The organism is Algibacter amylolyticus, assembly GCF_014202225.1.
GTDB classification, from domain to species: Bacteria; Bacteroidota; Bacteroidia; order Flavobacteriales; family Flavobacteriaceae; genus Algibacter_B; species Algibacter_B amylolyticus.
Genome location: NZ_JACHGE010000002.1, coordinates 379682 through 404065, shown reverse-complemented (window position 1 = coordinate 404065; position 24384 = coordinate 379682). Strand labels below are relative to the sequence as shown.

At 33.0% G+C, this 24384-nt stretch carries 24 protein-coding genes, 1 other RNA gene and 1 pseudogene; 12 read left to right on the top strand and 14 right to left on the bottom strand.

Translation table 11 applies throughout. The features are described from left to right. Nucleotides 1–45: 45 nt before the first annotated feature. Complete coding sequence (locus tag HNQ90_RS06865; protein ID WP_144117131.1) at nucleotides 46–552, bottom strand: porin family protein; 507 nt, start codon at nucleotides 550–552, stop codon at nucleotides 46–48. 220 nt (nucleotides 553–772) lie between these two features. Between HNQ90_RS06865 and xerD the strand changes: the two genes are divergently transcribed. Together xerD and HNQ90_RS06855 are read left to right on the top strand one after the other, a co-directional pair. Continuing rightward, nucleotides 773–1669: a site-specific tyrosine recombinase XerD gene (xerD, locus tag HNQ90_RS06860; protein ID WP_144117130.1), complete on the top strand. Its 897-nt coding sequence runs from the start codon at nucleotides 773–775 to the stop codon at nucleotides 1667–1669. A 124-nt stretch (nucleotides 1670–1793) separates the two neighbouring features. Further along, on the top strand, nucleotides 1794–2966 hold the full coding sequence (locus HNQ90_RS06855) for a sensor histidine kinase (RefSeq protein ID WP_144117129.1): 1173 nt from the start codon (nucleotides 1794–1796) through the stop codon (nucleotides 2964–2966). A gap of 41 nt (nucleotides 2967–3007) precedes the next feature. Here HNQ90_RS06855 and rny read toward each other — a convergent pair whose 3' ends face one another. The 4 genes from rny to HNQ90_RS06835 form a co-directional block, all read right to left on the bottom strand. Further along, nucleotides 3008–4582: a ribonuclease Y gene (gene rny, locus HNQ90_RS06850; protein ID WP_144117128.1), complete on the bottom strand. Its 1575-nt coding sequence runs from the start codon at nucleotides 4580–4582 to the stop codon at nucleotides 3008–3010. A 102-nt stretch (nucleotides 4583–4684) separates the two neighbouring features. Next, nucleotides 4685–4815, bottom strand: a non-coding RNA gene (gene ssrS, locus HNQ90_RS06845) — 6S RNA. A 64-nt stretch (nucleotides 4816–4879) separates the two neighbouring features. Further along, nucleotides 4880–5167, bottom strand: a complete 288-nt coding sequence (locus tag HNQ90_RS06840; RefSeq protein WP_144117127.1) for a cell division protein ZapA — start codon at nucleotides 5165–5167, stop codon at nucleotides 4880–4882. A 15-nt stretch (nucleotides 5168–5182) separates the two neighbouring features. Continuing rightward, nucleotides 5183–5473 (bottom strand): hypothetical protein, encoded by a 291-nt coding sequence (locus HNQ90_RS06835; protein WP_144117126.1) that lies wholly within the window; start codon nucleotides 5471–5473, stop codon nucleotides 5183–5185. A gap of 177 nt (nucleotides 5474–5650) precedes the next feature. Between HNQ90_RS06835 and HNQ90_RS06830 the strand changes: the two genes are divergently transcribed. Further along, nucleotides 5651–7336: a M23 family metallopeptidase gene (locus HNQ90_RS06830; protein WP_144117125.1), complete on the top strand. Its 1686-nt coding sequence runs from the start codon at nucleotides 5651–5653 to the stop codon at nucleotides 7334–7336. An 11-nt stretch (nucleotides 7337–7347) separates the two neighbouring features. Then, nucleotides 7348–9807 carry a TonB-dependent receptor gene (locus tag HNQ90_RS06825; protein WP_221279777.1) on the top strand — a complete coding sequence of 820 codons (2460 nt, stop codon included), beginning with the start codon at nucleotides 7348–7350 and terminating at the stop codon, nucleotides 9805–9807. A 4-nt stretch (nucleotides 9808–9811) separates the two neighbouring features. Here HNQ90_RS06825 and HNQ90_RS06820 read toward each other — a convergent pair whose 3' ends face one another. Further along, on the bottom strand, nucleotides 9812–11245 hold the full coding sequence (locus HNQ90_RS06820; protein ID WP_144117124.1) for a cell wall anchor protein: 1434 nt from the start codon (nucleotides 11243–11245) through the stop codon (nucleotides 9812–9814). Between the two features lie 127 nt (nucleotides 11246–11372). Next, nucleotides 11373–12518 carry a cysteine desulfurase family protein gene (locus HNQ90_RS06815; protein ID WP_144117123.1) on the bottom strand — a complete coding sequence of 382 codons (1146 nt, stop codon included), beginning with the start codon at nucleotides 12516–12518 and terminating at the stop codon, nucleotides 11373–11375. A gap of 264 nt (nucleotides 12519–12782) precedes the next feature. On the opposite strand from HNQ90_RS06815, the gene HNQ90_RS06810 reads away from it, so the two are divergent. Next, nucleotides 12783–13700, top strand: a complete 918-nt coding sequence (locus HNQ90_RS06810; protein WP_144117122.1) for a hypothetical protein — start codon at nucleotides 12783–12785, stop codon at nucleotides 13698–13700. On the opposite strand, the gene HNQ90_RS06805 is transcribed toward HNQ90_RS06810, so the two are convergent. Then, a complete protein-coding gene (locus HNQ90_RS06805) occupies nucleotides 13701–14261 on the bottom strand; it encodes a Smr/MutS family protein (protein ID WP_144117121.1) in 561 nt (186 codons plus the stop codon). It abuts the gene before it with no gap. Between the two features lie 2 nt (nucleotides 14262–14263). Further along, complete coding sequence (locus HNQ90_RS06800) at nucleotides 14264–14452, bottom strand: hypothetical protein (RefSeq protein ID WP_144117120.1); 189 nt, start codon at nucleotides 14450–14452, stop codon at nucleotides 14264–14266. Nucleotides 14453–14617: 165 nt separating this feature from the next. Here HNQ90_RS06800 and HNQ90_RS06795 point away from each other — a divergent pair, with 165 nt between their 5' ends. From HNQ90_RS06795 to HNQ90_RS06785, 3 genes are all read left to right on the top strand, one after another. Beyond that, nucleotides 14618–16564 (top strand): T9SS type A sorting domain-containing protein, encoded by a 1947-nt coding sequence (locus tag HNQ90_RS06795; protein WP_144117119.1) that lies wholly within the window; start codon nucleotides 14618–14620, stop codon nucleotides 16562–16564. A 62-nt stretch (nucleotides 16565–16626) separates the two neighbouring features. Beyond that, a complete protein-coding gene (locus HNQ90_RS06790; RefSeq protein ID WP_144117118.1) occupies nucleotides 16627–16902 on the top strand; it encodes a DUF2752 domain-containing protein in 276 nt (91 codons plus the stop codon). 9 nt (nucleotides 16903–16911) lie between these two features. After that, entirely contained in the window at nucleotides 16912–17238 is a 327-nt protein-coding gene (locus HNQ90_RS06785) for a CCC motif membrane protein (protein WP_144117117.1), read from the top strand. Between the two features lie 74 nt (nucleotides 17239–17312). On the opposite strand, the gene HNQ90_RS06780 is transcribed toward HNQ90_RS06785, so the two are convergent. Both HNQ90_RS06780 and rocD read right to left on the bottom strand, forming a co-directional pair. Next, entirely contained in the window at nucleotides 17313–17762 is a 450-nt protein-coding gene (locus tag HNQ90_RS06780; RefSeq protein ID WP_144117116.1) for a DUF5362 family protein, read from the bottom strand. 10 nt (nucleotides 17763–17772) lie between these two features. Further along, nucleotides 17773–19053, bottom strand: coding sequence for an ornithine--oxo-acid transaminase (rocD, locus tag HNQ90_RS06775; RefSeq protein WP_144117115.1), 1281 nt, complete (start codon nucleotides 19051–19053; stop codon nucleotides 17773–17775). A 522-nt stretch (nucleotides 19054–19575) separates the two neighbouring features. On the opposite strand from rocD, the gene rlmD reads away from it, so the two are divergent. Genes rlmD through HNQ90_RS06760 form a run of 3 tightly spaced genes read left to right on the top strand, consistent with a single transcriptional unit; the run spans nucleotide 19576 to nucleotide 22312 of the window. Further along, entirely contained in the window at nucleotides 19576–20991 is a 1416-nt protein-coding gene (rlmD, locus tag HNQ90_RS06770; RefSeq protein WP_144117114.1) for a 23S rRNA (uracil(1939)-C(5))-methyltransferase RlmD, read from the top strand. Nucleotides 20992–20997: 6 nt separating this feature from the next. Then, entirely contained in the window at nucleotides 20998–21546 is a 549-nt protein-coding gene (locus HNQ90_RS06765; RefSeq protein WP_144117113.1) for a DUF6452 family protein, read from the top strand. Further along, nucleotides 21512–22312, top strand: coding sequence for a DUF6048 family protein (locus tag HNQ90_RS06760; protein ID WP_221279774.1), 801 nt, complete (start codon nucleotides 21512–21514; stop codon nucleotides 22310–22312). Before HNQ90_RS06765 ends, HNQ90_RS06760 begins: the two co-directional genes overlap by 35 nt. Before the next feature lie 7 nt (nucleotides 22313–22319). Here HNQ90_RS06760 and HNQ90_RS06755 read toward each other — a convergent pair. After that, nucleotides 22320–22646, bottom strand: a pseudogene (locus HNQ90_RS06755) (OsmC family protein); the annotation flags it as partial. A gap of 356 nt (nucleotides 22647–23002) precedes the next feature. Between HNQ90_RS06755 and HNQ90_RS06750 the strand changes: the two are divergent. Then, nucleotides 23003–23284, top strand: a complete 282-nt coding sequence (locus HNQ90_RS06750; RefSeq protein WP_092852474.1) for a Bor family protein — start codon at nucleotides 23003–23005, stop codon at nucleotides 23282–23284. Between the two features lie 258 nt (nucleotides 23285–23542). Here HNQ90_RS06750 and HNQ90_RS06745 read toward each other — a convergent pair whose 3' ends face one another. Then, entirely contained in the window at nucleotides 23543–24022 is a 480-nt protein-coding gene (locus tag HNQ90_RS06745) for an OsmC family protein (protein ID WP_144117111.1), read from the bottom strand. Nucleotides 24023–24053: 31 nt separating this feature from the next. Beyond that, the gene (locus HNQ90_RS06740) at nucleotides 24054–24329 is read right to left on the bottom strand and encodes a winged helix-turn-helix transcriptional regulator (RefSeq protein WP_144117383.1); all 276 of its coding nucleotides are present in this window, start codon (nucleotides 24327–24329) and stop codon (nucleotides 24054–24056) included. Between the last annotated feature and the right edge of the window lie 55 nt (nucleotides 24330–24384).

The following is a 24384-nucleotide window of genomic DNA, read 5'->3' as shown; positions in this document are numbered from 1 at the left end:
AAAGGGAAGCTATTAACTTCCCTTTTTTTTATTAAATACTTAAATTTATAGCTTATAACCTACGCCAACGAAAAAACCACTTAATTTAGAAGAATACCCACTTGGAGCATCTTCAATTAAGTTAGCTAAACCTAAACTATATCTAGCTTCAACAAAAAACTGCTCAGAAATGTCGTATGCAGCTCCAGCTTCAACACCAAAATTTAACGACTTTACACCTTCTCCTGTATCAAGCAAAATCCCTAAACTAGGACCAGCTAAAACACTAAACTCCTCCGAAACAGGAATTTTAGCCATAAGAGGAATAGCGATTTGATCTAATTCATCAATAGAAACATACATAACACTAGGTTGAAACACAAATGATTCTGAAACATCAATATCAGCAAAAGCTCCAATATAAAAGCCAGTTTCTGAAGTGGAAACACTTGCTCCTTCAGCTTTAAACTTCATAGAAGCAAAATCAGCCCCTGCTTTTAAACCAAAGTTTTGAGCACTAACGCTTGTTAATCCGAATACTGCAATAGCAGCGCATAAAAATAATTTTTTCATAATTTAAAATGTTTTTAGTTTGATTACAGCAAATTAAAGCTAAATTTTTGAAAAATACTACAAATACACCAATGTTATTAACAATTTTGTCAACAATATTTCGTAAAACACTGTAATTAAATGTTTTAAGATTCAACTTATTAACAATTCTAGCTAATAATTTAACCGTATTGCATAAAAAAACTACACATTGCACCTATAAATAGTTACTTTTACAACTATGAAATGGAAACACGCTTTAAACGATTACCAACTATATTTAAAGATAGAACGCGGGTTATCGCAAAATTCTATCGATAATTATGCCTTGGACGTCACGAAGCTTATAAATTTTGTTGAAGCTAATAACATAAACCATACGCCTGTTAACATTACCTCAGAGCTTATTCAACAATTTATTTATGAGATTGCTAAAATTGTTAATGCTAGATCGCAATCTAGAATAATATCTGGCCTGCGCAGTTTTTTTAATTATTTAGTATTTGAAGATTACCGAAAGGACAATCCGTTAGAATTAATTGAATCTCCCAAAATAGGAAGGAAACTACCAGACACCCTATCGGAAGCCGAAATAGATACAATAATAAAAGCTATTGATTTAAGTAAGCCTGAAGGCGAACGTAATAGAGCCATGTTAGAAACCTTATATGGTTGCGGGTTGCGCGTAAGCGAGTTAATAAACCTAAAAATATCAGACCTATTTTTTGATGAAGGCTTTATAAAAGTTACCGGTAAAGGAGACAAGCAGCGTTTTGTCCCTATTATAGATGTTACCAAAAAATATATAAATATTTATAGGACTAGTATTCGGGTTCATTTAAACATTAAACCGGGGCACGAGGATACCTTATTTTTAAACAGACGAGGTAAACAGTTAACGCGCGCTATGATTTTTACCATAATTAAACAATTAGCGGTGAAAATTGGGTTAGAAAAAAATATTTCGCCACATACTTTTAGACATTCTTTTGCCACACATCTATTACAAAATAATGCCGATTTACGCTCTATTCAGCTTATGCTAGGACACGAAAGCATTACTACCACTGAAATCTATGTGCATTTAGATAAAAGTCATTTAAGCGAGGTGGTTGAGAAATACCACCCTAGAAACTAATAAAAAGTAAAAAAAAAGAGAACTCTACTACATCTATTTCTTTTATTTCCAGCTAATTATTTGTAAATTTATAAAAACCAATCCCCTAAATCTTATTAAACTAACATAATAACAACTTTTATATATGCCAATATTTAACAAAGTTAGAGGATTATTGAAGTTGGATAAAACTGATATTCCCCTTAATAATGTTGGACAAGAAAATTCAAAATGGGAATTAGCGGTAGACATTACCAATATTGGTGTTTGGGAGTTTGACGCCACCATTAATAAAGTATACTTCTCTGAATCTTCTAAAAGAATTATTGGTTTTGAGAATGACACTACCTTTGGATCCAATGTTAATGATTGGAACAAACGCGTTCACCCCGACGACAGAGAGAAATATTATAAAGACTACCAAGACCATTTAGAAGGCCTAAAACCTATTTACATTAATGAACACCGCGTAAAATGTAAAGACGGTACTTACAAATGGATATTAGACAAAGGCAAAATTATAAAATGGGATGATAACGGTACACCTATTCGTTTTCTAGGTACACATATAGATATTACCAACCTTATTGAAAATGAAATTAAAATATCGAACACGTTAAACCTTGTTAGTAAACAAAATAATAGACTTAAAAACTTTGCGCATATAGTTACTCATAATTTAAAACAACATGCTAGTAATTTTGAGAGTTTATTAAAATTTCATGAAGAATCTAAGTCTGAAAAGGAAAAAGAAGACCTATTACAATATCTTAAAAGCTTATCTGCTTCGCTTACTAAAACCATTAGTAACTTGCATGAAATTGTATCGATACAAAACCATAAACCTACGGCATTTAAAAAACTCTATTTAGCCGAAGAGACAGATAAAATACTAAACATGTTAAACCTTGTTATTACAGAAAATAAGGCTACTATTAACAACAATATAAACCCTAAGCTATTTATTTATTATAATGCGATATACTTAGAGAGCATTATACAGAACCTACTTACTAATGCTATAAAATACAAACATCCAGATAGAGATCCCGTAGCTACAGTTAGCACGATTATTAAAGACGAAAAACTCCAAGTTATTGTTTCTGATAATGGTATTGGAATTGATTTAGAAAAATATGGCGATTCTATTTTTGGCTTGTACAAAACATTTCATAACAATAAAGATTCGGAAGGTGTTGGTTTATACTTGATAAAAAACCAAATAGAGACTTATGGCGGCAAAATAAATGTTGAAAGCACTCTTAATGTAGGCACTACGTTTACGGTAACTATACCAAACAAAAAAAGTCCAGTTTAAAACTGGACTTTTTTATATATTAAATAATCTTAATTTTCTTTTTACTTAGCAATATTAACTGCTCTTGTTTCTCTAATGACAGTTACTTTAACTTGACCTGGATACGTCATATCAGTTTGTACTTTTTGAGAAATACTAAATGATAAATCTGCCGCTTTTTGATCGTCTACTTTTTCGCTTTCAACAATAACACGTAGTTCTCTACCCGCTTGAATTGCGTAAGCTTTTTTAACACCATTAAATCCAAAAGCAATATCTTCTAAATCTTTTAAACGCTGTATATAACTATCTAAAACTTGACGTCTTGCCCCTGGTCTTGCTCCCGAAATAGCATCACAAACTTGTACAATAGGTGCTAATAACGATTTCATTTCTATTTCGTCGTGGTGTGCTCCAATAGCATTACAAACATCTGGTTTTTCACCAAACTTCTCAGCCCATTGCATACCTAAAATAGCGTGTGGAGTTTCCATATCTGCTTCGGCATCTGGCACTTTTCCTATATCATGTAATAAACCTGCTCTTTTAGCCATTTTAGGGTTTAAACCTAATTCTGCTGCCATTACGCCACAAAGCTTAGCCACTTCACGCGAGTGTTGCAACAAGTTTTGGCCGTAAGACGAACGGTATTTCATTCTTCCAACCATTTTAATTAACTCAGGATTTAAATTATGAATACCTAAGTCTATAACAGTACGCTTACCAACTTCTATAATTTCCTGCTCGATTTGCTTTTGAGTTTTCTTAACAATCTCTTCAATTCTAGCAGGGTGAATTCTACCATCGGTAACTAATTTGTGTAATGATAAACGTGCTACTTCTCTTCGTACAGAATCAAAACATGATAAAATGATTGCTTCAGGAGTATCATCTACAATAATCTCAACACCTGTTGCTGCTTCAATAGCTCTAATATTACGACCTTCTCGACCAATAATACGTCCTTTAACATCATCAGATTCAATATTAAAAACAGACACACAGTTATCTACCGCTTCTTCTGTTCCAATACGCTGTATGGTGTTTATTATAATTTTCTTAGCATCTTGTTCTGCTGTAAGTTTAGCTTCTTCTAAAGAACTTTGTATAAAAGCCATAGCATCATTTTTAGCTTCACCTTTTAAAGATTCTACTAATTGCTCTTTAGCTTCTTCTGCAGAAAGGCTTGATATAACCTCTAATTGCTGTACTTGGCTTTTATGTAACCTATCTACCTCTTCCTGCTTTTTATCTAAAACATCAAGTCTGTGGTTGTAGTCATTAATTTTACTTTCAAGACTTTCGTTATGCTTTTTACTTTTAGCTAATTCGCTAGACACTTGCGACTCTTTATCGCGTGTTCTTTTTTCAGATTCAGCCATTTTTTTATCGCGTGCTAAAATGACCTTTTCATGCTCAGATTTTAGTTCGATAAATTTTTCTTTAGCCTGAAGAATTTTATCTTTTTTAAGGCTTTCACCTTCGCTGTTTGCTTCTTTAAGTATTAAAGCCGCATTTTTTTTCGCTTCTTTTACAAGTTTTGAAGCATTATTTTTTTCTAGTGTTTTTGCTATTACAAAGCCAATTATTAGCCCTAATATAACACCACCTACTGCAAATATAATTGAGTTATCCATCGTTAATTTAGTTGATTATAATATAAAATGCCCTTTTGACTATTTAATCATTTCAGTCAAATTGGTATATAAAAAAGCCTACACCAGTATAAAGTTTTGTATAAACTCCTTAAAAACAAGTTTAGGGCTAACAAGCTGATCAAGGATCTGCTCGAGTAACCAAAAATAAATTTGGTACTAGCAGCTTGCTTTTACAACTTAAACTCACCCTTTTTAAAGAATTAACGTTGAGTTTATCAAAAAAAATAACCAATGTAGGCAGTAACTTTTAGTTTATTTTAAAGAACGTATTAGAGACTATATATGCGATTGTAATAAATCGTTTAAAGCATTTAGTTTTTCTTCTACATGCTCACTTACAGTTGCTTTATCTATAGACTTCTGCTCTACTTGAGATGCAAATTGTAAGGCACACATGGCCAAAACATCTTGTTTATCTCGAACAGAATAACTTTGCTCAAATTGTTTTATCATCACTTCAATGTTCTTAGCCGCTTTACGCAATCCTTCCTCTTGACTTGCATCAATCGTTAAAGGATATACTCGGTTAGCTATAGACAGCTTTATTTTAAGCTTTTCGGACATTGAATGTAATTAACTTTAATCAGCGAGTTGAGCAATACAATGATCAATATCTCTAATTAATGCGTTTATTTTAAGCTTAGTTTCTCTTTTATTTTCGTCACTACCAAGTATTGTATTTGCCATTTTAAGAGCTTCGTACTTTTCTTCCCAACTAGCAATATGCTTTTGTTGTGTTAAATTTTCTTGCTTTGAAATCTCTAATTCTTCATTTAATTTCAAATTAGCACGTTTTAAAAGCTCAAGTTTGTGTAATACTTTACTAATCTTGTTTTCTAAAGAATCTACAATATCTTCAATATTACTCATTTACAAATTTCAATACTTACCTTACAAAGTTAACATTCTTAGCCATAAATTACAATTGTTTTGTCATAAAATTTCAGTTTCATTATTTATCATGGTATCAAAAAACACATGGCTTGATTATTGTATTATTTTTTGCACTTTCATATCAAATTAATATTTTAGCCATAATACTCATATATGCGAATTATACTGTCCCTCATTTTAGTTTTTTCATTATTCAGTAATGCTCAAAACAATTACCCACAAGATTATTTTAGTTCACCACTAGAAATCCCATTAGTTTTGGCTGGCACGTTTGCCGAATTACGTTCTAATCATTTTCACTCGGGTGTCGATATAAAAACCCAGCAACGCGTGGGCTTAAAAGTTAAGGCCGTAGCCGATGGTTTTGTTAGCAGAATAAAAGTATCGCATTATGGTTACGGAAAAGCCTTATACATAACCCATCCAAATGGTTATACCTCGGTGTATGCGCATCTTCAAAAATTCTCGCCAGATATTGAAGCCTTCATCAAAAAGCAACAGTACGAGCAAGAATCTTATGAAATTGAATTATTCCCCAAAGCCGAAGATTTACCACTTTTAAAGGACAGCCTAGTTGCTTACAGCGGAAACACAGGAAGTTCTGGCGGTCCACATTTACATTTCGAAATTAGAGATAAAGAAGAACGCCCAATTAACCCAATGCTTTTTGGGATGGATATAAAAGACACCACCTATCCAACGGTGAAATCCATTTACGCTTATCCTTTAGATGACCATTCGTTTATAAATAAATCGAATACCAAACAAAAATTACGATTAACAGCGCTTAAAAATGGTGATTACACTACCGAAAACATTGAAGCCTTTGGTAATATTGGTTTTGCGGTAAACACTATAGACAGGCAAGATTTGGCAGCAAACTCTAATGGTGTATATAACATTCAAACCTTTATAAATGGAAATAGAAATTTTGAAATAGACTTTGGACGCTTCTCTTTTGATGAAACCAAACATATTAATCAGTTAATAGACTATGAACATTTTACAACCGAAAAGCAACGGATTCAAAAATTATTCAAGAAAAACAATCCGCTAAGTCTATATAAATCGGTGTTAAATGATGGTGTTATTAAAGTAGAAGACAGCACCTATTCAGTATATAAAATAAGAGTAGCCGATTTTAAAAACAATGAATCTTGGATAACTGTACATATTAAAGGCAGCAAACAAAGCATTACTAAGCCTAAAGAAAAACGTATTACACCATACTACATTAAGGCTAACCAAGCTACAAACTTAAAAGCAGGTAATGTAACAGTCGATTTTTATAAAGACACTTTTTACGAAGATTTCTTTTTAGATTTTGAAGTGAAAAATGACACACTTAAACTTCACAAAGACATTAAGCCTACTAAAAAGAATTTTAATATTACCTACGATGTAAGTAGGTTTACAAACGAAGACAAAAACAAACTCTATATAGCCAAATTAATAGGATACAAAAATTATCCAGCCTACACGTCAACAAAAAGAAAAGGCGATTTACTTACGGCAAGCACAAAAAAACTAGGCACATTTGCTTTAACCATGGACACAATAAGTCCTAAAATTTCGGCTGTAAATTTTAAAGACAAACAGTGGTTAAGTAAGTATCGTTATTTAAAAATTAAAATTACAGATGAAGGCTCCGGGATATCTAATTTTAGAGCATCTATAAACGGGAAATGGATTTTAATGGAGTATGAATACAAGAAGAATATGCTAACTTACGATTTTAATGATAGCATAATTACAGACACCAAAAACAATTTAAAAGTAATTGTTACTGATAATGTTGGAAATAATTCTACTTTTGAAACGTTCTTTTATAGAAAATAAATTTTACACACTTGAAGGCAAAACAACTACTAACCACTACCCTATTTTTTTTAACCATAACATTTAGTTTTGCCCAAAGCGCAACGCTTCGAGGTGTTATTTTAGATGAAAAAAATCAGCCCATTGAAAATGTTAATATAAAAACTGACACTTCTGGTGCGCAAACAAATGCCAATGGTTTTTATACCTTAACAATTCCTGCAAGTAAAGATGTTACCGTAGCCTTTACTCATATTTCGCATAAAAAGATTAGAAGTACTTTCAATTTAAAAAATGGTGAAAACTTAGAGTTTAACCCCGTAATGAGTACAACTATTGAGCAAATAGCAACCGTTATTGTAAATAGTAATAGACGTAAAGAAGTTGAAGGCATAATAACTATAAAGCCAGACGTTATTAGAAAAATTCCTGGGGCGAATGCTGGTGTGGAAAATTTATTGCTAACCTTACCAGGAGTTAGTAATAACAACGAACTTAGTACACAATATTCTGTTCGTGGTGGAAATTATGATGAAAACTTAGTTTATGTAAATGGTATTGAAGTATATCGTCCGTTTTTAGTACGTTCAGGACAACAAGAAGGACTTAGTTTTGTAAACACAAATTTGGTACAGAATGTAGATTTTTCTGCTGGTGGTTTTCAAGCGAAGTATGGCGATAAGTTATCTTCGGTATTAGATATTACCTATAAAAACCCATATCAATTTGAAGTTAACGCGGATTTAAGTCTTTTAGGTGGCGGTCTTTCAGTTGAAAACATAAGTAAAAATTCAAAATTCACGAGTATCGTTGGAGTGCGTTACCGCGATAACAGTTTGCTTGTAAATGCAAAAGAAACCGAAACCAATTTCAAACCCACTTTTGCAGATGCACAAGGATATTTCACTTATAAATTTTCGAATAAATTTCATTTAAGTTTTTTAGGTAGTGCATCTATAAATAAATATGACTTTGAACCGCAAACGCGCCAAACTAACTTCGGAACCTTAAGCGAACCTGTAGCATTATTAGTGTTTTATGATGGGCAAGAAAAAGACAGGTACCAAACCCTTTTTGGTGCTTTTAAAGGGTCTTACTTTGTAAATGACGATTTAACGTTAAAATTAATAGCGTCTACCTACCATACTACCGAGGAAGAGTACTTTGACATTTTAGCGCAATATCGTTTAGGCGATGTAAATAGTAATATTGGTGATGAAAATTTAGGTGAAGTTGAGTTTAGCCAGGGTATTGGTAGCCAATTAAACCATGGCAGAAACGACTTAGATGCTCTAATAACGACTATTGAACATAAAGGAGATTTTAAAGTAAATGATAATCGTTTTGAATGGTCTGTAAAATACACCAATGAAGATATAAGAGACCGTTTGGTAGAATGGGAAACTATAGACTCTGCAGGATTTTCATTAAGACCTCCAAAAACAACTACTAACGAGCAACCTTACGCACCTTTTACAGGTCCGTTAGTTCCTTTTCAAAATGTAAGAGCAACAAACAACACTCAAATAAACCGAATACAAGCCTATGGCCAATGGAGTAAACGTAGCACTTTAGGAAGTAGCGATGTTTGGTATAACGCCGGTATTCGTGCTCATAACTGGTCTGTTAGTGGCGATGGTATTTCAACATCAAATCAAGTGGTTTTTAGTCCGCGTGCACAATTTGCCATAAAACCAGATTGGGAAAAAGACATGCTATTTAGAGTAGCAGGAGGTTTATACTACCAACCACCATTTTATCGAGAACTTAGGGATGTTAATGGGGTTGTGCAACCAGATGTGAAGGCGCAAAAATCTTTTCACTTAGTTTTAGGAAACGATTACAGCTTTAAAATGTGGGATCGCCCTTTTAAATTAACCTCCGAAGCCTATTATAAAAACCTTAGTAATGTTAATCCGTATACCCTAGAAAATGTACGTATTCGTTATGCTGCCAATAATAACGCTAAAGCCTACGCATATGGTTTAGACTTGCGCTTAAATGGTGAATTTGTCCCTGGCACAGAATCGTGGCTTAGTTTTGGGTATTTAAAAACCGAAGAAAACATTGATGACAGAGGTTACATTGCAAGACCAACAGATCAGCGTTTAAAATTCGCTGCTCTATTTCAAGATTATGTGCCTAATATGCCAAACTTAAAAATGTATTTAAATATGGTGTTTAATACGGGGTTACCAGGTGGTTCGCCTAGTTATGCAGACCCGTATTTATATCAAAGCAGATTACCATCGTACAAACGTGCAGATTTTGGTCTTCAATATGTATTGGTTGATGCTAACAAGCGTTTTGATCAAGGCTGGAAAAAACCATTTAAAGACTTATCATTTGGTTTCGAAATATTCAATCTTTTTGATGTTCAAAACTCTATAACCAACACTTGGGTTAGAGATGTAAGTAGTAAATCGCAAATTGCTATTCCTAATTACTTAACACCACGGGTTTTTAATGTAAGAACGACTATGAAGTTTTAATTAATTATTTAATACTTAAATTTTCTGAAAACACGATAAGGCTATCTGTTCCAGAACCGGTTAATCTTTGAGTAAACACTTCAATATAATCGCCATTAGCCAAATCGACATTCGCATTTATAGAAACATTTTGAATTTGAGTATCACTATCAATATACACAATAGAATTCGACTCTGTAATTACAGCCCCATTTTTTGCAACAACAAAAGCATAAAAATTACCAACCGCACCAGTTACACGTATAGATAACGATGCATTTATTTGGAACTCTCTAGACTTTAATCCATCATAGTACAACCTGTTATTATCACCCAAGTCTACAATAAACCTAAACAAACTATTAGCTTCAAAAGTACCGTCACCTTCTATCTCTACAGCAGTACCATTAGTTATACTTTGGGTAAAACCTGTTGTTAAATTACCATTATAGTAAAAGTTACCAGATGCTACGCCATCGGTTTCTACTGCAATTCCCGGGGTATTAACATCCCAATCATTAGTAAAATCATATCCTGTATATGGAGACGTTCCGTTTATATAGTTACCTCCGCCTAAAAACGAAACATTACGTATAGATGCTCCTCCCGTTACAGAGGTTACAGCTGAAACATCCATTCCTGCTATAGCAGTAGTAACTTCACTAAAACCGCCTTGTCTAGATATCACATCAAAATCTCCTGTAAACGTTTCATAAACACCTCCATTACTACTATCCCATCCACTTGAATTTATTAAAACTTCATTAATATCAGTATACGTTATTCCATCCGCATTATTTACAAACTGAACGATACTAAAAAAAATAAGATTAAATGATGACAACGTACCAACTGACGCCGAATTTGCTATAACACAATCCCTTACAATAAGCGTTTCGGCAAAGCTTCCAGTTATATCAAATACTGAGCCTCCAGTAACTGATATGGTTAGCCCTCTAATAGATCCTCCTGAAACACCTTGAAATAGTGTTCCTCCCGCTTTTAACAAAATATCTTCATTAGTATCTTCCCCTATTACGTATGCCCCATTTAAGTTTATAGGAGCAGTTAAAGTAATGGTTCCATTTATTTCATAAAGAAAATTTTCATCTAAAAAATATTCTAAGCCGCCTCCTGCTGCAAGTTCATCTGCTAAGTCTGCCTCAGATTTAACTAATTTGTAATTATCTCTGGTAACGGAGCCCTCTAGTTTTACCCAGACAGAACTATCAAAATAGAAAAAAGCATCTTCTTCAGTATCAAAAACCAAAAGTCCTTCGGCCGGATCACTTATAGCGATTCGATCTGCAGTTATCATTCTTGGGGCTAGAAATCCTTGAGAATCTGAAGTTATATCTAAAGCAGAAGATTCATGTGGGGCTGTCGTTCCAATACCAACTTGCGCAGAAGCTATTGTTTGGATGGTAATAAAAATAAAGATAAGGGGATAAAATCTCATAACGATTCATGTTGGTTAAAGCGTGAGAGACTTACAATGCAAAAATATACAAAAAGAACTACACTAAGAGCTTTTTATCCAATAAAAATGAATTTTAACAGATTTTGTATGAAAAAATACACAGGTTTTATTGAGCGAACGCTTTTAAAACATTAACAACATAGTCCACTTCTTCTTTAGTATTAAAAATGCTGAAAGAGAAACGGATAGAAGGCTTTTCTAAATCCTCATTACTTAAAATTTCAGATAATACATGCGATTTTTGGGAACTTCCGCTTTGGCAAGCACTTCCTTTAGAGCAAGCAATTCCTTTTAAATCTAATTGAAACAACAACATAGCTGCCTTTTTAGGATCAATTGGCAAACACACATTTACTAAAGTGTAAGTACTTTTATCAAAATCATTAGAACTTCCGTTAAAAGTCACATTAGGAATTGCTGCTTTCATCGTATCAATAAAGTAGCTCTTTAATTCTTTTATATATTGTGCTTCTTTTTCTAAATTATCATTGGCCATTAGTAATGCTTTTTCCATCCCAACAATATTATGTACACTCTCTGTTCCTGCACGAAGTCCGCGCTCCTGCTCACCTCCAACAATTAAAGGCTTTAATAACCCAGAATTTTTTCTAATAAATGCAAAACCAACACCTTTAGGGCCGTGGAATTTATGCGCTGCAGCTGCTACAAAATCGACCTTAATCTCTTGTAAGTCCATGTTATAATGTCCAATAGATTGCACAGCATCCGAATGAAATAAGGCGTTATTCAATTTACACATATTGGCAACTTGCTTAATATCCAAAACAGAACCAATCTCGTTATTAATGTGCATTAAACTCACTAAGGCTTTAGCGTTTTTTTGTAATAAACGCTCTAAATGACTGTAATCTATCTGGCCACTTGGTTTAATATCCACATAACTAATAGTTATACTGTACTCCTTTTGTAATTTTTGAATGGTATGTAAAACAGCATGGTGTTCAATTTTTGTGGTAATAATGTGTGTTACACTCAAATCTTTTACTGCACTATTTAAAACCAAATTATCGGCTTCGGTTCCACCAGAAGTAAATATAATTTCGCCTGCCGAGACATTTAAACTCTGTGCAATGGCTTTTCTTGATTTTTCAACTAATGCCTTTGAAGACCTACCAAAACTATGAGAAGATGATGGATTACCAAAATTAGTTCTCATAACTTCCGAAATAGCATGAATAACTTCTTCACGCAAAGGTGTAGTGGCTGCATTATCAAAATATACTGACTTCATAAGGCTGTAAATTAAAGTTCAAAAATACTTGAAATAAAACGATTAGCAATCATAGCTTTTAAAGATTACATTCTAGGATAAAAAAAGTAAGCTATTTTTTAATAGTAAATTAGCTAAAACACAAGTATATTCTAATTCCCCATCGCTTTACCTAACAAAATACAAACGACAAAATAACAAAATTTACAGATTGCTTTGAACTTTATTTAGGATTACTACGTTATGAATATCAATTCTATTATTTTTGCCTAAAACCTAGAAACAATGCGTAAGTTATTTTTTGTTTTATTCGCTTCAAGCTTACTAACCTTTAATGGTTGTGATGATGGAGATATTATAACAGTTGAATTAGATTTTGATGACACTTTTCAAGTATGTGAAGGTGGCGACGATTTGGTTTTTTACAAAACTAAAGATGATCCGTCTGAATCTTTATCTTTAAAATTAACCAATGTTAGTATTGCAAATATTCTAGATGTAGATGAAACAGGTGTATTTGAAAAAACATATACCATAAGTACCACAAACCCTTTTAATTACAGAACTTATAGTAACACATCGTTACCAAGCGATTTATTTTGTGAGGTCATACCAAGCTCTGCAGTAAATATAACTCAAGATATAGAAAGTACTAGCGGAAGCGCCTATTTAAAAACGGTTTTAACGGAAGATGATAATGATGGAATTCCTGCCGAATTAGAAGACTTGAATGGTAATGGGGATTATGAAGATGATGACACCGATGGCGATGGCATACCAAACTATATTGATGCCGATGATGATGGCGATAATATTTTAACTAAAAATGAAAATCCAGACCCAGATGGCGATGAAGATTTAAGTGATGCACAAGACACCGACGGCGATGGAACTCCTGATTATCTAGATACCGATGATGATGGCGATGGTGTTGATACAAGAGATGAAGAAAATGATAGTCAAGATCAAAATCCAGCAAACGATTTTTCCACAAGCGAAATAGCCGATTACTTGAATAAAGACATAGATACTTCTGTTCCAGCGACTGCTTACAGAGAGCATACTATTAGTCAAGAATACTTGGTAACGTTACAAATATCAAATTTTGATTTAGAATTAATCTCTTTAGATGTTTTTGATTTTGGTGCCTTAGATGATGGCAATACAACAGACACTAGAACAGTAACTCCAGATTTTCCTTAATTAATTAGCCACATTTTGGTATATATAAACCTCGGTTGCTCCTAAACCATATTTTTGATAATTGGCATCGTAATACTTAACGTTGTTATAGCGGCCAAATAAATATTCGAGCTCCATTTTTAAAACACCCTCGCCCACACCGTGTATAAAAACCACTTTTTGGATACGGTTTTTAATAGCATACTCTAGTTTATGTTTTGCTGTATCTAATTGAAGAGTTAGCATATCGTGATTAGACATACCGCGATAAGATTTTACCAATTGATGAATGTGCAAATCCACTTCCATTGTGGGCTGAAACCTTTCCTTTGCTTTTACCTTAGGTTGATTTTTTCGTTTAGGTATTTCTTTTTCTGAAACAACCGTTGCAATATTCGAATTTGAAAAAATCTGATTAGCTATAGATTCTTTTTTATCCTTTATAACCAATTCATGGGTTTCAAAATCTAATAAAAAACCATCTTCAGTTTCAATAGAAATGGTGTTTCCTTTTATATGTGTAATAACACCAGATAAATCTTCATCTAAAACCAAAACAAAATTACCTACCTTAAATCTCATAGTTAGTCTTCTTCAGAATTATTTATATCATCATTATTTCTGCTTGGTATTGTTTTTGAAACTCTGTAAATGCCTATCATTAACAAAACAATACCACCAATTAATATGTATTGATTTTGATTGGCATCAACTTTAGCATACATGGCTACAAAGGCACCAACAATAATGAAAACATAATTTAAATATTTCATTCAATAGTATTTTAACCACGAAATTACATTAAAAATAACAATCCTATCAAATTACGAAGCACTATTTTATTGCCTAAAAACAACACAACAGCGTTAAAAAGAGAGACCTATATATACAATAATATAAAAATACTATCTTTACAGCTTAATTAACCCCATTTAATTATGACCTATAAATTTACTTTACTACTACTCCTTGCTGCTAATTTTATATTTAGCCAAGATCCAGATTTATATGTAGACGACAATAGCTTTTTATATGCTAAGGATATTGTAGTGTTTGTAAATAACGATATAAGACTAGAAACTCCAACATCTAACCTGTATTTTAGAGGGGATGCACAGCTTGTTCAAAACAATGACATTAAGAACTCTGATGCTGGAGCATTATCGATTTATCAGAATCAAACTACGGGTGTTTATGAATACAACTATTTCTGTTCGCCAGTAGGAGCTCCTGTTGATGGTACAATTAAAACAAATGTTCCTTTTAATGGCTCTACAATATACGACCCAGCCGATGAAACAGATATAGAAAATGTAACTTCAACGCCTTATGGTTTTATTCCGGCTTACGAGGGGACAGCAACTGCATTATCTAGCCATTGGATGTACACCATACGCGATGGCGAAGGTTACTGGAATTGGAAACAAATTTTAAACACAGGAGATGCCGAAACAGGTTATGGTTTTTCATTAAAAGGAAGCCCTAACCCTAATAATATGTTAGATTTTAGAGGTAGACCAAACAATGGTACAATTACAGTAAGTTGTGTTTTTGATGGTACTGATGACCAGCCATCTGGAACACCAAACACTGTTGTAACTTTAACAGGAAACCCTTACCCTTCTGCATTAGATTTAAAATTATTTTTAACTGATGGCTTTGGATTAACTGATAGTTTTGGAAATTCTGTTGCAACAGGAACCAACAATAGAAATGTATTAAGTGGTGAAATTTTCTTTTGGGAACAAAAAGTAAAAAATTCTCATTATTTAGCAGCATATGAAGGTGGATATGGGGTCTATTCTCCAGGTGACCCAAATGATCTTTATGACAATGGAAGTTATACAGTTGCAACTTTCGAAAATTATAATGATGCAGACGGAAGTACCAATGGGTCTACTTCTGGAGTTTCTACTGATTATGATGCAAATTTTTCTAGACGCTATGCCGCAATTGGACAAGGCTTTGTTATTCAAAGCGCTGCACAAGCAAGTGCAGGAGCAAGTTCTGGAGGCGACGCAACGTTTACAAATGGCATGAGACTCTTTTTACCTGAAGACTCTACTCCTACTGGTAATGGCGCTATATTTGCTAAAAGTTCAAATAAAAAAAATAAAAGCGTTTCCAATGTAGTTGTAATGTCCCATAATGGTGTAGATTATAAATCTATTTTTGAAAACCCTACCATAATTCCAGAAATAAAACTGCATTCACATATTAACAAAACTTTCTATAAGGAAAATGTTATAGCTTTTAGAGAAGGCACACCAAATAACGAAGTTTTCAATAAGTTTTTTGATGCACAAAATATAAATGATTTAGCAGATGATGTTTATCTATTTTCAAGTGAAAAAGAGTTAGTACTTAAATCGATTAAATATAACGAAAACACAAGATTACCTTTAGGCATAAAAACTGCAACGAGTAATACCGTTATAGACATTACTATCCACGAATTAAAAGATATGCCTAATGGTGTAAATGTCTACATTTATGACAATGAAACAGATACGTATACCGATATTATAAACAACAAGTTTAATGTTACTTTAGACAAAGGTGTATATAACAATCGTTTTGAAGTTACATTTACTAAAACCGACACGAGTTTAAGTACCACAGAAAATACTCTTGATAGTTTTAAAGTATTTCAAAACAACACCATTTCTGAAATAAGTATTATAAATCCAAACAGTTTAGACATCAAGTCTTTTACCCTGTATGATGTTGCTGGAAAACAAGTTATGCAACATGTTATTTCATCTAACTCTGCTAAACTTAGCTATTCAACTAAAGCAATTAGCGATGGTGTTTATGTAGCTAAAATCGATTTAAAAGACAATAAGATTTTTAACAAAAAAATTATAGTAAACAATAAAAATTAAAATAAGCCAACACGTTTTCTTAAATCACTTTTAGTAATTTAGCCATATTATATTTATAATTTATGGAAGAATACATGTTGCCGTGCATAAATAAAAAACTCTTTGGAGTAGATTGTATGGGTTGTGGTATGCAACGTGCAATGGCTCTGTTATTTAGAGGTGAATTTCTTGACGCTTTTCAAATGTACCCTGCTATTTATAGTTTAATTACTTTATTTTTATTCATTGGAATAAATATTTTCTTTAAATTTAAACATTCGAATAAAATAATTGGAACTCTAGCTATTTTAACTGTAGTAACAATTATAATAAGTTACATTATTAAAATAACTAATTAAAAATTACACATGGAACAACAAAAACTCAATCCAACACTTGTTTACGTATTAGCAATTTTAGGACTTTTATGCTGCTGTATGGGCGGTTTAGGATTTATTTTAGCAGGTATTGCCTTTTTTATTGCAGCAAGCAAATTAAAAGCGGCAAAACTTAACCCTGAAAATTTTGACATGGCAAGCGTAAAAGCTATGAATACGGCAAAAACAGTAGCTTTAGTAATATTGATAATCAATATTTTATACTTTGTTTATTATGTCTATTTAATATCTACAGTCGGATGGGATGAAATCATGAGACAATCTCAAGAAATGATGGATCAATATCAAAACCAATAATTAAGCATAAAATTACAAATAAAAAAAGCGACCAAATGGTCGCTTTTTTTATGCCTTAATGTTTACATATTTAACTAGAACAATGCCGCTCCGGTTGCTACTCCTATAATCACTAAAATATAAAGCGAAAAAATAACAATCGTAAAAATGCCCATATACTTATAATGCGATTTTAAATTTAAAAATGCCATTTTAAAAGCTTCATTATTTTTCAATTTTAAAGCTTGCTTCATTTTGTTCGAAAATTTAAACAAATACAAAACCGGAAATAAATAAACGAGTGCTAAAATAATATAAACTATTCCAACACCAGCAGAGTATCCTAATCCATAAGCATCGGCACCTCCTAATTGATTCATACCCGTGTAAAGACTCACACCAATGCCACCTAGAACCATAAATCCAATTCCAATAAAACCAAGAATTGACAAAAAATAAGTCCATTTAGCAGTTTCGTTTAAATACCCTCTAATATCTTCACTTACTTCCAATTCAAAGCTTTCAAAAGCCGATTTTTGTTCCATATATATTTAATTAATTTTCAAATTGTTTTAACGTTTTCTTTATAATACTAACGCAATCCAATAGCTGAGCTTCCGTCATAACTAAAGGTGGCGCAAAACGAATAATATTACCATGTGTTGGTTTTGCAAGTAAACCATTATCACGTAGCGCTAAGCAAATATTCCATGCGGTATCACTCTCCTCATCATCATTAATAAGAATGGCATTTAGCAAGCCTTTACCACGCACTAAATTAACAATATTACTGGTTTTTATGTAATCATTTAATTCACTTCTAAATAAATCACCAAGCTTATACGCGTTTTCTGCAAGATTCTCATCTCTAACAACCTCTAATGCTGCCATAGCTACTGCTGCAGCTACCGGATTTCCTCCAAAAGTACTGCCGTGGTTCCCTGGTTTAATTACATCCATTACATTATTATTAGCCAAAACTGCGGACACTGGATATACACCACCACTAATGGCTTTTCCAAGAATTAAAACATCGGGTTTTACATCTGGTGATTTATCACAATTTTTAGTTTCACAACTACAGTTACCACAAGTAGCTAATAAACGCCCCGTTCTAGCAATACCAGTTTGCACTTCATCAGCAATAAACAAAACATTATATTTTTCGCAAAGTGCTTTTGCCTTTGTTAAGTAATCATCGTTAGGCACATATACACCTGCTTCACCCTGTATCGGTTCTACTAAAAAACCTGCCACATTACTATTGGCTTTTAAAGTAGCCTCTAAAGCTTCAATATTATTATATTCAATTTTAATAAAACCATTGGTGTAAGGACCAAAATTTTTACGTGCCACAGGATCGTTAGAAAACGAAATTATAGTCGTTGTACGCCCATGAAAATTATTTTCGCAAACAATAATTTCGGCTTTATTTTCATCAATCCCTTTTACCTCGTAAGCCCATTTTCTACAAAGTTTTAAAGCCGTCTCCACAGCTTCAGCTCCTGTATTCATAGGTAAAAGCTTATCAAATCCAAAAAACTCGCAAGCAAATTTTTCGTATTTACCAAGCATATCATTATGAAATGCTCTAGATGTTAAAGCTAAGGTTTGCGCTTGCTTCACCATAGCATTTACTATTTTGGGGTGAGAATGCCCTTGATTTACCGCAGAGTATGCCGATAAAAAATCGTAATACTTCTTGCCTTCTACATCCCAAACATACACACCTTCTCCCCTGTTTAATACTACAGGTAACGGATGGTAGTTGTGTGCACCATACTTGTTTTCTAAATCTATCGCTTGTTGCGAAGTTAATTGGTCTAAAATTGCCATTTTAAAAAAATTTAAATATTAAAAATATGCAATTCCTTCTGCACCTTTATCCTTTCGAAAAGTCTCGAAAATTCAGCGTGGGAGAGAAATCATCCCTAGGAATAGCGAAATTAATTAAAAAAAAACAAAAATATGTGACGTTTCAAATGTTTATGTGTCTTATAAGTAACTAGAAATAGTTAAAACAATATAAAACACGTATTACGTTTAAAAATATATAAATACTTAACCTCTATTAAAAATGGTAAGCTGCTTGGTATCCCAACTAATGCAGCTTTTCTTTTGCCCTTAATTTGTGCGTTACCACAAGGGTCGGGCTTTACATTACAAGTCCTCGCACTTCCTGCGTCAGGCTGTGGGCTATTCATTTCAATCCCTAACGCAAATAGCTTATAGTATATCAATACACTAACGAGCTTAAAAAACTAAAAAGGTTCATTTTATTTTAAAAGAATTATTATTTCCTTTAAAGTTAATCTAAATAAATCCGTTTTTATTACTGGCTATTATTATTTTTGCAGCATGTCAAGAAGAAGTAAACAAAGAAAACAAGTTTTTGAAAGCGTAGAAGTTATTGATGCTGGCGCTAAAGGAAAAACAATAGCAAAAGCACCAGACGGAAAAGTAATTTTTCTTCCTAACGCCGTTCCTGGCGATGTGGTAGATGTGCAAACGTTTAAAAAACGTAAAGCCTATTACGAAGGTAAAGCCACGGTGTTTCATAAACTTTCAGATAAAAGAACCAAACCAGAATGTTCACATTTTGGAACTTGTGGTGGTTGTAAATGGCAAAATATGGCCTACGAGCATCAGTTGTTTTACAAACAAAAAGAAGTTACTAATAACTTAACACGTATTGGACATATTGAGTTGCCGGAGATTACACCTATTTTAGGTTCGGCAGAACAGTATTTTTACAGAAATAAAATGGAGTTTTCGTTTAGCGATAGCCGTTGGTTAACACTAGAGGAAATTCAGTCGGATGAAGATTTAGGAGATAGAAACGCTCTAGGTTTTCATATTCCAGGAATGTGGGATAAAATTTTAGATGTTAAAAAATGTCATTTACAAGCGGACCCCTCAAACTCTATAAGAAACGCTGTTAAAACATTTGCTATTGAAAATGATTTGGAATTCTTTAACACAAGAAACCAAACCGGATTATTAAGAACCATGATGATTAGAACCTCTACCACAGGTGATATTATGGTTATGATTCAGTTTTTTAAGGAAGATAAAGCTAAGCGCGAATTAATCTTGGACTTTTTAGCAGAAACCTTTCCGCAGATTACCTCTTTACAATATGTAATTAACGGAAAAGCTAACGATACTATTTACGATCAAGAAGTGATTTGCTACAAAGGTAACGATCATATTTTTGAAGAAATGGAAGGCTTAAAGTTTAAAATTAACGCCAAATCGTTCTACCAAACCAACTCTAACCAAGCATTCGAACTATATAAAATTACAAGAGATTTTGCAGGTTTAACAGGAAATGAATTGGTTTACGATTTATATACAGGTACCGGAACCATTGCTCAATTTGTTGCTAAACAAGCTAGTAAGGTTGTTGGTGTAGAATCTGTACCCGATGCTATAACTGCAGCAAAAGAAAATGCACAATTAAATAACATAAATAACGTTGAGTTCTTTGTTGGCGATATGAAACAGGTTTTTAATACCCAGTTTATTGAAACCCACGGACAACCAGATGTTATAATTACAGATCCGCCAAGAGATGGCATGCATAAAGATGTGGTACAACAAATATTAAACATTGCACCAAAACGTGTGGTTTATGTAAGTTGTAATAGCGCTACACAAGCTAGAGATTTAGCTTTAATGGATGCCCAATACAAAGTGATTAAAACCCAAGCTGTAGATATGTTTCCACAAACTTTTCACGTGGAAAATGTTGTACTTTTGGAAAGAAGATAAATTTTGATGAAAAAAATAAGCCTACTTTTTATAATTCTAATTATCGTTGGAAATTACAGTTGCGAACGCGATGATATTTGTCCGGACTCCACACCAACAACACCGCGATTAATTATAGATTTTATAGATGCTACGGATTCTGATATCTTTTTAAATGTTTCTGACTTAGTCGTTATTGGTGTTGAGAACGACGAATTTTTAGATGAGTATTTAGAAGATTATGTATTTACAAATACCGATAATGTTATTTTGCCGCTTAAAACAACAGACAACACCACCGAATACATACTTGTTAGTGATGCCGAGGTAAATGATAATGATACACCCGATGATGATACAGATGATTTTATTGACGGTAATTATGATAAAATCATTATAAACTACAGCCGAGAAGAAGTATACGTATCGCGTGCCTGCGGCTACAAAACTATTTTTAAAAACGTAACCCTAACCATAGTTGAGGACGACGATAACTGGATGATTTCTAGACAACCTTTAACCGATAATCAATCTGTAGAAGATGAAACAACAACACACTTTAATATTTCGCATTAGTACACTAATATGCCTTTTGTTATTTTGTGTGTCTGGACATTCACAAAACGATAGCATTGTTAGTACTGCAAACGATTCAACTAAAATAAAGCTAAAATACGGACTGCGTTTAGGTGGTGACATAGGTAAATTGGCACGTTCTTTTTTTGATGATGATTACAGTGGTTTTGAAATTATGGCCGATTATCGCTTAAAAGAAAAAATGTATCTAGCTGCCGAATTAGGTTTTGAAGAAAAAAACACCTTAAACGATTATTTAGATGTTACAACCACCGGAAGCTATATAAAAGGTGGTGTAGATTTTAATATGTATGAAAACTGGCTAGACATGGATAACATGATCTACACTGGTTTTCGTGTGGGCGCAAGTACTTTTAGTCACGATTTAAATAAATTTACAGTTTACAGTATCGATCAATATTGGGCACCACAATATACATCCGAAGAGAATCAAGAATTTAAAGGTTTAACCGCTATTTGGGCAGAAATTATTTTAGGAATGAAAGCCGAATTGTTTAACAACTTTTACATTGGTTTAAATTTACAATTAAAAGCTTTAGTTACCGAAACGGTTCCTGATAATTTTGAAAACGTGTACATTCCAGGGTTTGGCAAAACCTATGATAGTAGTAGAATTGGAACGAGTTACAGTTACTTTTTAGCGTATAGAATTCCGCTATTTAAAAAAGTAAAACAATCTAAAACTACTGAATTTACAAAGCCAGAAAAAGACTCTAGACCGCCACCACCAAGAGACAGACCTTAAAAAGCATCTACTTAAGTATTATTTGCGCTTGATGCGTAATTGGAAAATTACAAGAGTTTGCAATAAAACATAAGCTATTAGCTTTGTCATGCAACGCTTTAGCGAGTTCCACTTGCGAATCATCCTTAATGGTTACCACGGGTTTTAAAGTTACTTTACTAAAATGCCCACTACCCGATGGCTCAACATCTAAAATAGCCTCGGCAGTATCGGTAAAACTTACAACCTCAATGTTATTTTGCGAACACACATATAAATAAGACATCATGTGGCACGATGCTAAGGCCGATAACAATAAATCTTCGGGGTTATAACGCGTATCGTCCCCACGAAAGGTTTAACTAACGATTATGCTACTGTTAGTTTTGCAAACCTAAATTACTCCCGATTTGAAAAACGTTAGCCAGAAATAAATGTGGTGTCAGTTAAACTACTTTTTAGTTTATAGAATTTCACTTTTTAAGAAGGCCAATAAGTTTTTTTTAGCTCTAATACTTTGTTGATAAGATGGTTAGTTTCTTTTAACAAATATTATTAAATCTTCCCTTATTTCATTTGCTTTTTCTTACATGTTTAAGTTAAATTAGCTTCTTAATTTGCTATTAATTGTTTTAATAATAAACAACTAAGAGTAAACAATTTAACAAATTATTTAATTTTAAAAATCAAACAAAAATGATTAAAAAAACAATGAGATTATTTACAATTGCTTTTACAGCATCAATTCTTTTAACTTCTTGTTACTCGTATACCAGCGTTGTTGGCGCAGGAGCAAAAGGTAATACGGAAGTTACTAAATGGAATCATTACTTAATTGGTGGATTAGCTCCAGTTGGAGTTTCAGACACTAAGGAAATGGCAAATGGTTCTGAAGATTATACTATTTTCACAAGACATTCTTTTGTAAACGGTTTAGTAAATGCAATTACTTTTGGTCTTTATACACCAACAACTACTACAGTAAAATATTAATTAATATTTAAACGAAAATGAGCGGGATTCATGCCGCTCATTTTTTATTTTTATGAAAAAAGCAATTCACTATATAGCTATTATAGCATCGTTAGTATTCTTATATAATATTATTCAAATTCTATCTTTAGGTCTATCCAAACTGAGTGAATTTGGTTATGGTGCTTTGGTAGGTAAAACAATTTTATTTATAATATCTCTTATAATTGTTTTTATTACCAGAACAAAAAAGCAATAAGACTTTTATACCAAATTATCTTAGTCCTTAGTTACTAAAATCTCCACATAGTGTTTAATTGGAAAATTACAAGAGTTTGCAATAAAACATAAGCTATTAGCTTTGTCATGCAACGCTTTAGCGAGTTCAACTTGCGAATCATCCTTAATGGTTACCACGGGTTTTAAAGTTACTTTACTAAAATGCCCACTACCCGATGGCTCAACATCTAAAATAGCCTCGGCAGTATCGGTAAAACTTACAACCTCAATGTTATTTTGCGAACACACATATAAATAAGACATCATGTGGCACGATGCTAAGGCAGATAACAATAAATCTTCGGGGTTATAACGCGTGTCGTCCCCACGAAAGGGTTTAGCGGCCGAAACTTCTAAAGGTGTGTTTTTATTAGCAATAGTTACCTCGTGGTTTCTACTAAAACCTCTTGGGTTGGCTGTGGTTTCATTGTCGCCAATTTGCCAATTTACCTCGGCTTTAAATGTGTGTTTAAAAGACATAACTAGTTTTCTTAATATTACAGCTGATTAATTAGCGTTTACAATCTTCCATTCCCCAAGCATCTAAGCTTCTTAAAATAGGCTCTAAAGATGTTCCTCTTTCCGTTAAACTATACTCCACTTTAGGCGGAACAACCGGAAATACTTTTCGGTTAATTAGGCCGTCTTTTTCCAATTGCCGTAAGGTTTGGGTAAACATTTTATTAGAAATGCCAGGTATCTTTTTTTGTAATATGCCCGAACGTAAACCACCTTCTAGTAAATGGAATAAAACCAATGGTTTCCATTTTGTACCTATTAAATTCATGGTGTAATTTAAAGGACAATTAATTTCTTTTTTCAAAATTCACACATTTAATTAT

What these genes read in the sequence shown, in the direction of transcription:
- HNQ90_RS06865 (WP_144117131.1), bottom strand. Translation starts at nt 552, where the DNA reads ATGAAAAAATTATTTTTATGCGCTGCTATTGCAGTATTCGGATTAACA.
- xerD (WP_144117130.1), top strand. Translation starts at nt 773, where the DNA reads ATGAAATGGAAACACGCTTTAAACGATTACCAACTATATTTAAAGATA.
- HNQ90_RS06855 (WP_144117129.1), top strand. Translation starts at nt 1,794, where the DNA reads ATGCCAATATTTAACAAAGTTAGAGGATTATTGAAGTTGGATAAAACT.
- rny (WP_144117128.1), bottom strand. Translation starts at nt 4,582, where the DNA reads ATGGATAACTCAATTATATTTGCAGTAGGTGGTGTTATATTAGGGCTA.
- HNQ90_RS06840 (WP_144117127.1), bottom strand. Translation starts at nt 5,167, where the DNA reads ATGTCCGAAAAGCTTAAAATAAAGCTGTCTATAGCTAACCGAGTATAT.
- HNQ90_RS06835 (WP_144117126.1), bottom strand. Translation starts at nt 5,473, where the DNA reads ATGAGTAATATTGAAGATATTGTAGATTCTTTAGAAAACAAGATTAGT.
- HNQ90_RS06830 (WP_144117125.1), top strand. Translation starts at nt 5,651, where the DNA reads ATGCGAATTATACTGTCCCTCATTTTAGTTTTTTCATTATTCAGTAAT.
- HNQ90_RS06820 (WP_144117124.1), bottom strand. Translation starts at nt 11,245, where the DNA reads ATGAGATTTTATCCCCTTATCTTTATTTTTATTACCATCCAAACAATA.
- HNQ90_RS06815 (WP_144117123.1), bottom strand. Translation starts at nt 12,518, where the DNA reads ATGAAGTCAGTATATTTTGATAATGCAGCCACTACACCTTTGCGTGAA.
- HNQ90_RS06810 (WP_144117122.1), top strand. Translation starts at nt 12,783, where the DNA reads ATGCGTAAGTTATTTTTTGTTTTATTCGCTTCAAGCTTACTAACCTTT.
- HNQ90_RS06805 (WP_144117121.1), bottom strand. Translation starts at nt 14,261, where the DNA reads ATGAGATTTAAGGTAGGTAATTTTGTTTTGGTTTTAGATGAAGATTTA.
- HNQ90_RS06800 (WP_144117120.1), bottom strand. Translation starts at nt 14,452, where the DNA reads ATGAAATATTTAAATTATGTTTTCATTATTGTTGGTGCCTTTGTAGCC.
- HNQ90_RS06795 (WP_144117119.1), top strand. Translation starts at nt 14,618, where the DNA reads ATGACCTATAAATTTACTTTACTACTACTCCTTGCTGCTAATTTTATA.
- HNQ90_RS06790 (WP_144117118.1), top strand. Translation starts at nt 16,627, where the DNA reads ATGGAAGAATACATGTTGCCGTGCATAAATAAAAAACTCTTTGGAGTA.
- HNQ90_RS06785 (WP_144117117.1), top strand. Translation starts at nt 16,912, where the DNA reads ATGGAACAACAAAAACTCAATCCAACACTTGTTTACGTATTAGCAATT.
- HNQ90_RS06780 (WP_144117116.1), bottom strand. Translation starts at nt 17,762, where the DNA reads ATGGAACAAAAATCGGCTTTTGAAAGCTTTGAATTGGAAGTAAGTGAA.
- rocD (WP_144117115.1), bottom strand. Translation starts at nt 19,053, where the DNA reads ATGGCAATTTTAGACCAATTAACTTCGCAACAAGCGATAGATTTAGAA.
- rlmD (WP_144117114.1), top strand. Translation starts at nt 19,576, where the DNA reads ATGTCAAGAAGAAGTAAACAAAGAAAACAAGTTTTTGAAAGCGTAGAA.
- HNQ90_RS06765 (WP_144117113.1), top strand. Translation starts at nt 20,998, where the DNA reads ATGAAAAAAATAAGCCTACTTTTTATAATTCTAATTATCGTTGGAAAT.
- HNQ90_RS06760 (WP_221279774.1), top strand. Translation starts at nt 21,512, where the DNA reads ATGAAACAACAACACACTTTAATATTTCGCATTAGTACACTAATATGC.
- HNQ90_RS06750 (WP_092852474.1), top strand. Translation starts at nt 23,003, where the DNA reads ATGAGATTATTTACAATTGCTTTTACAGCATCAATTCTTTTAACTTCT.
- HNQ90_RS06745 (WP_144117111.1), bottom strand. Translation starts at nt 24,022, where the DNA reads ATGTCTTTTAAACACACATTTAAAGCCGAGGTAAATTGGCAAATTGGC.
- HNQ90_RS06740 (WP_144117383.1), bottom strand. Translation starts at nt 24,329, where the DNA reads ATGAATTTAATAGGTACAAAATGGAAACCATTGGTTTTATTCCATTTA.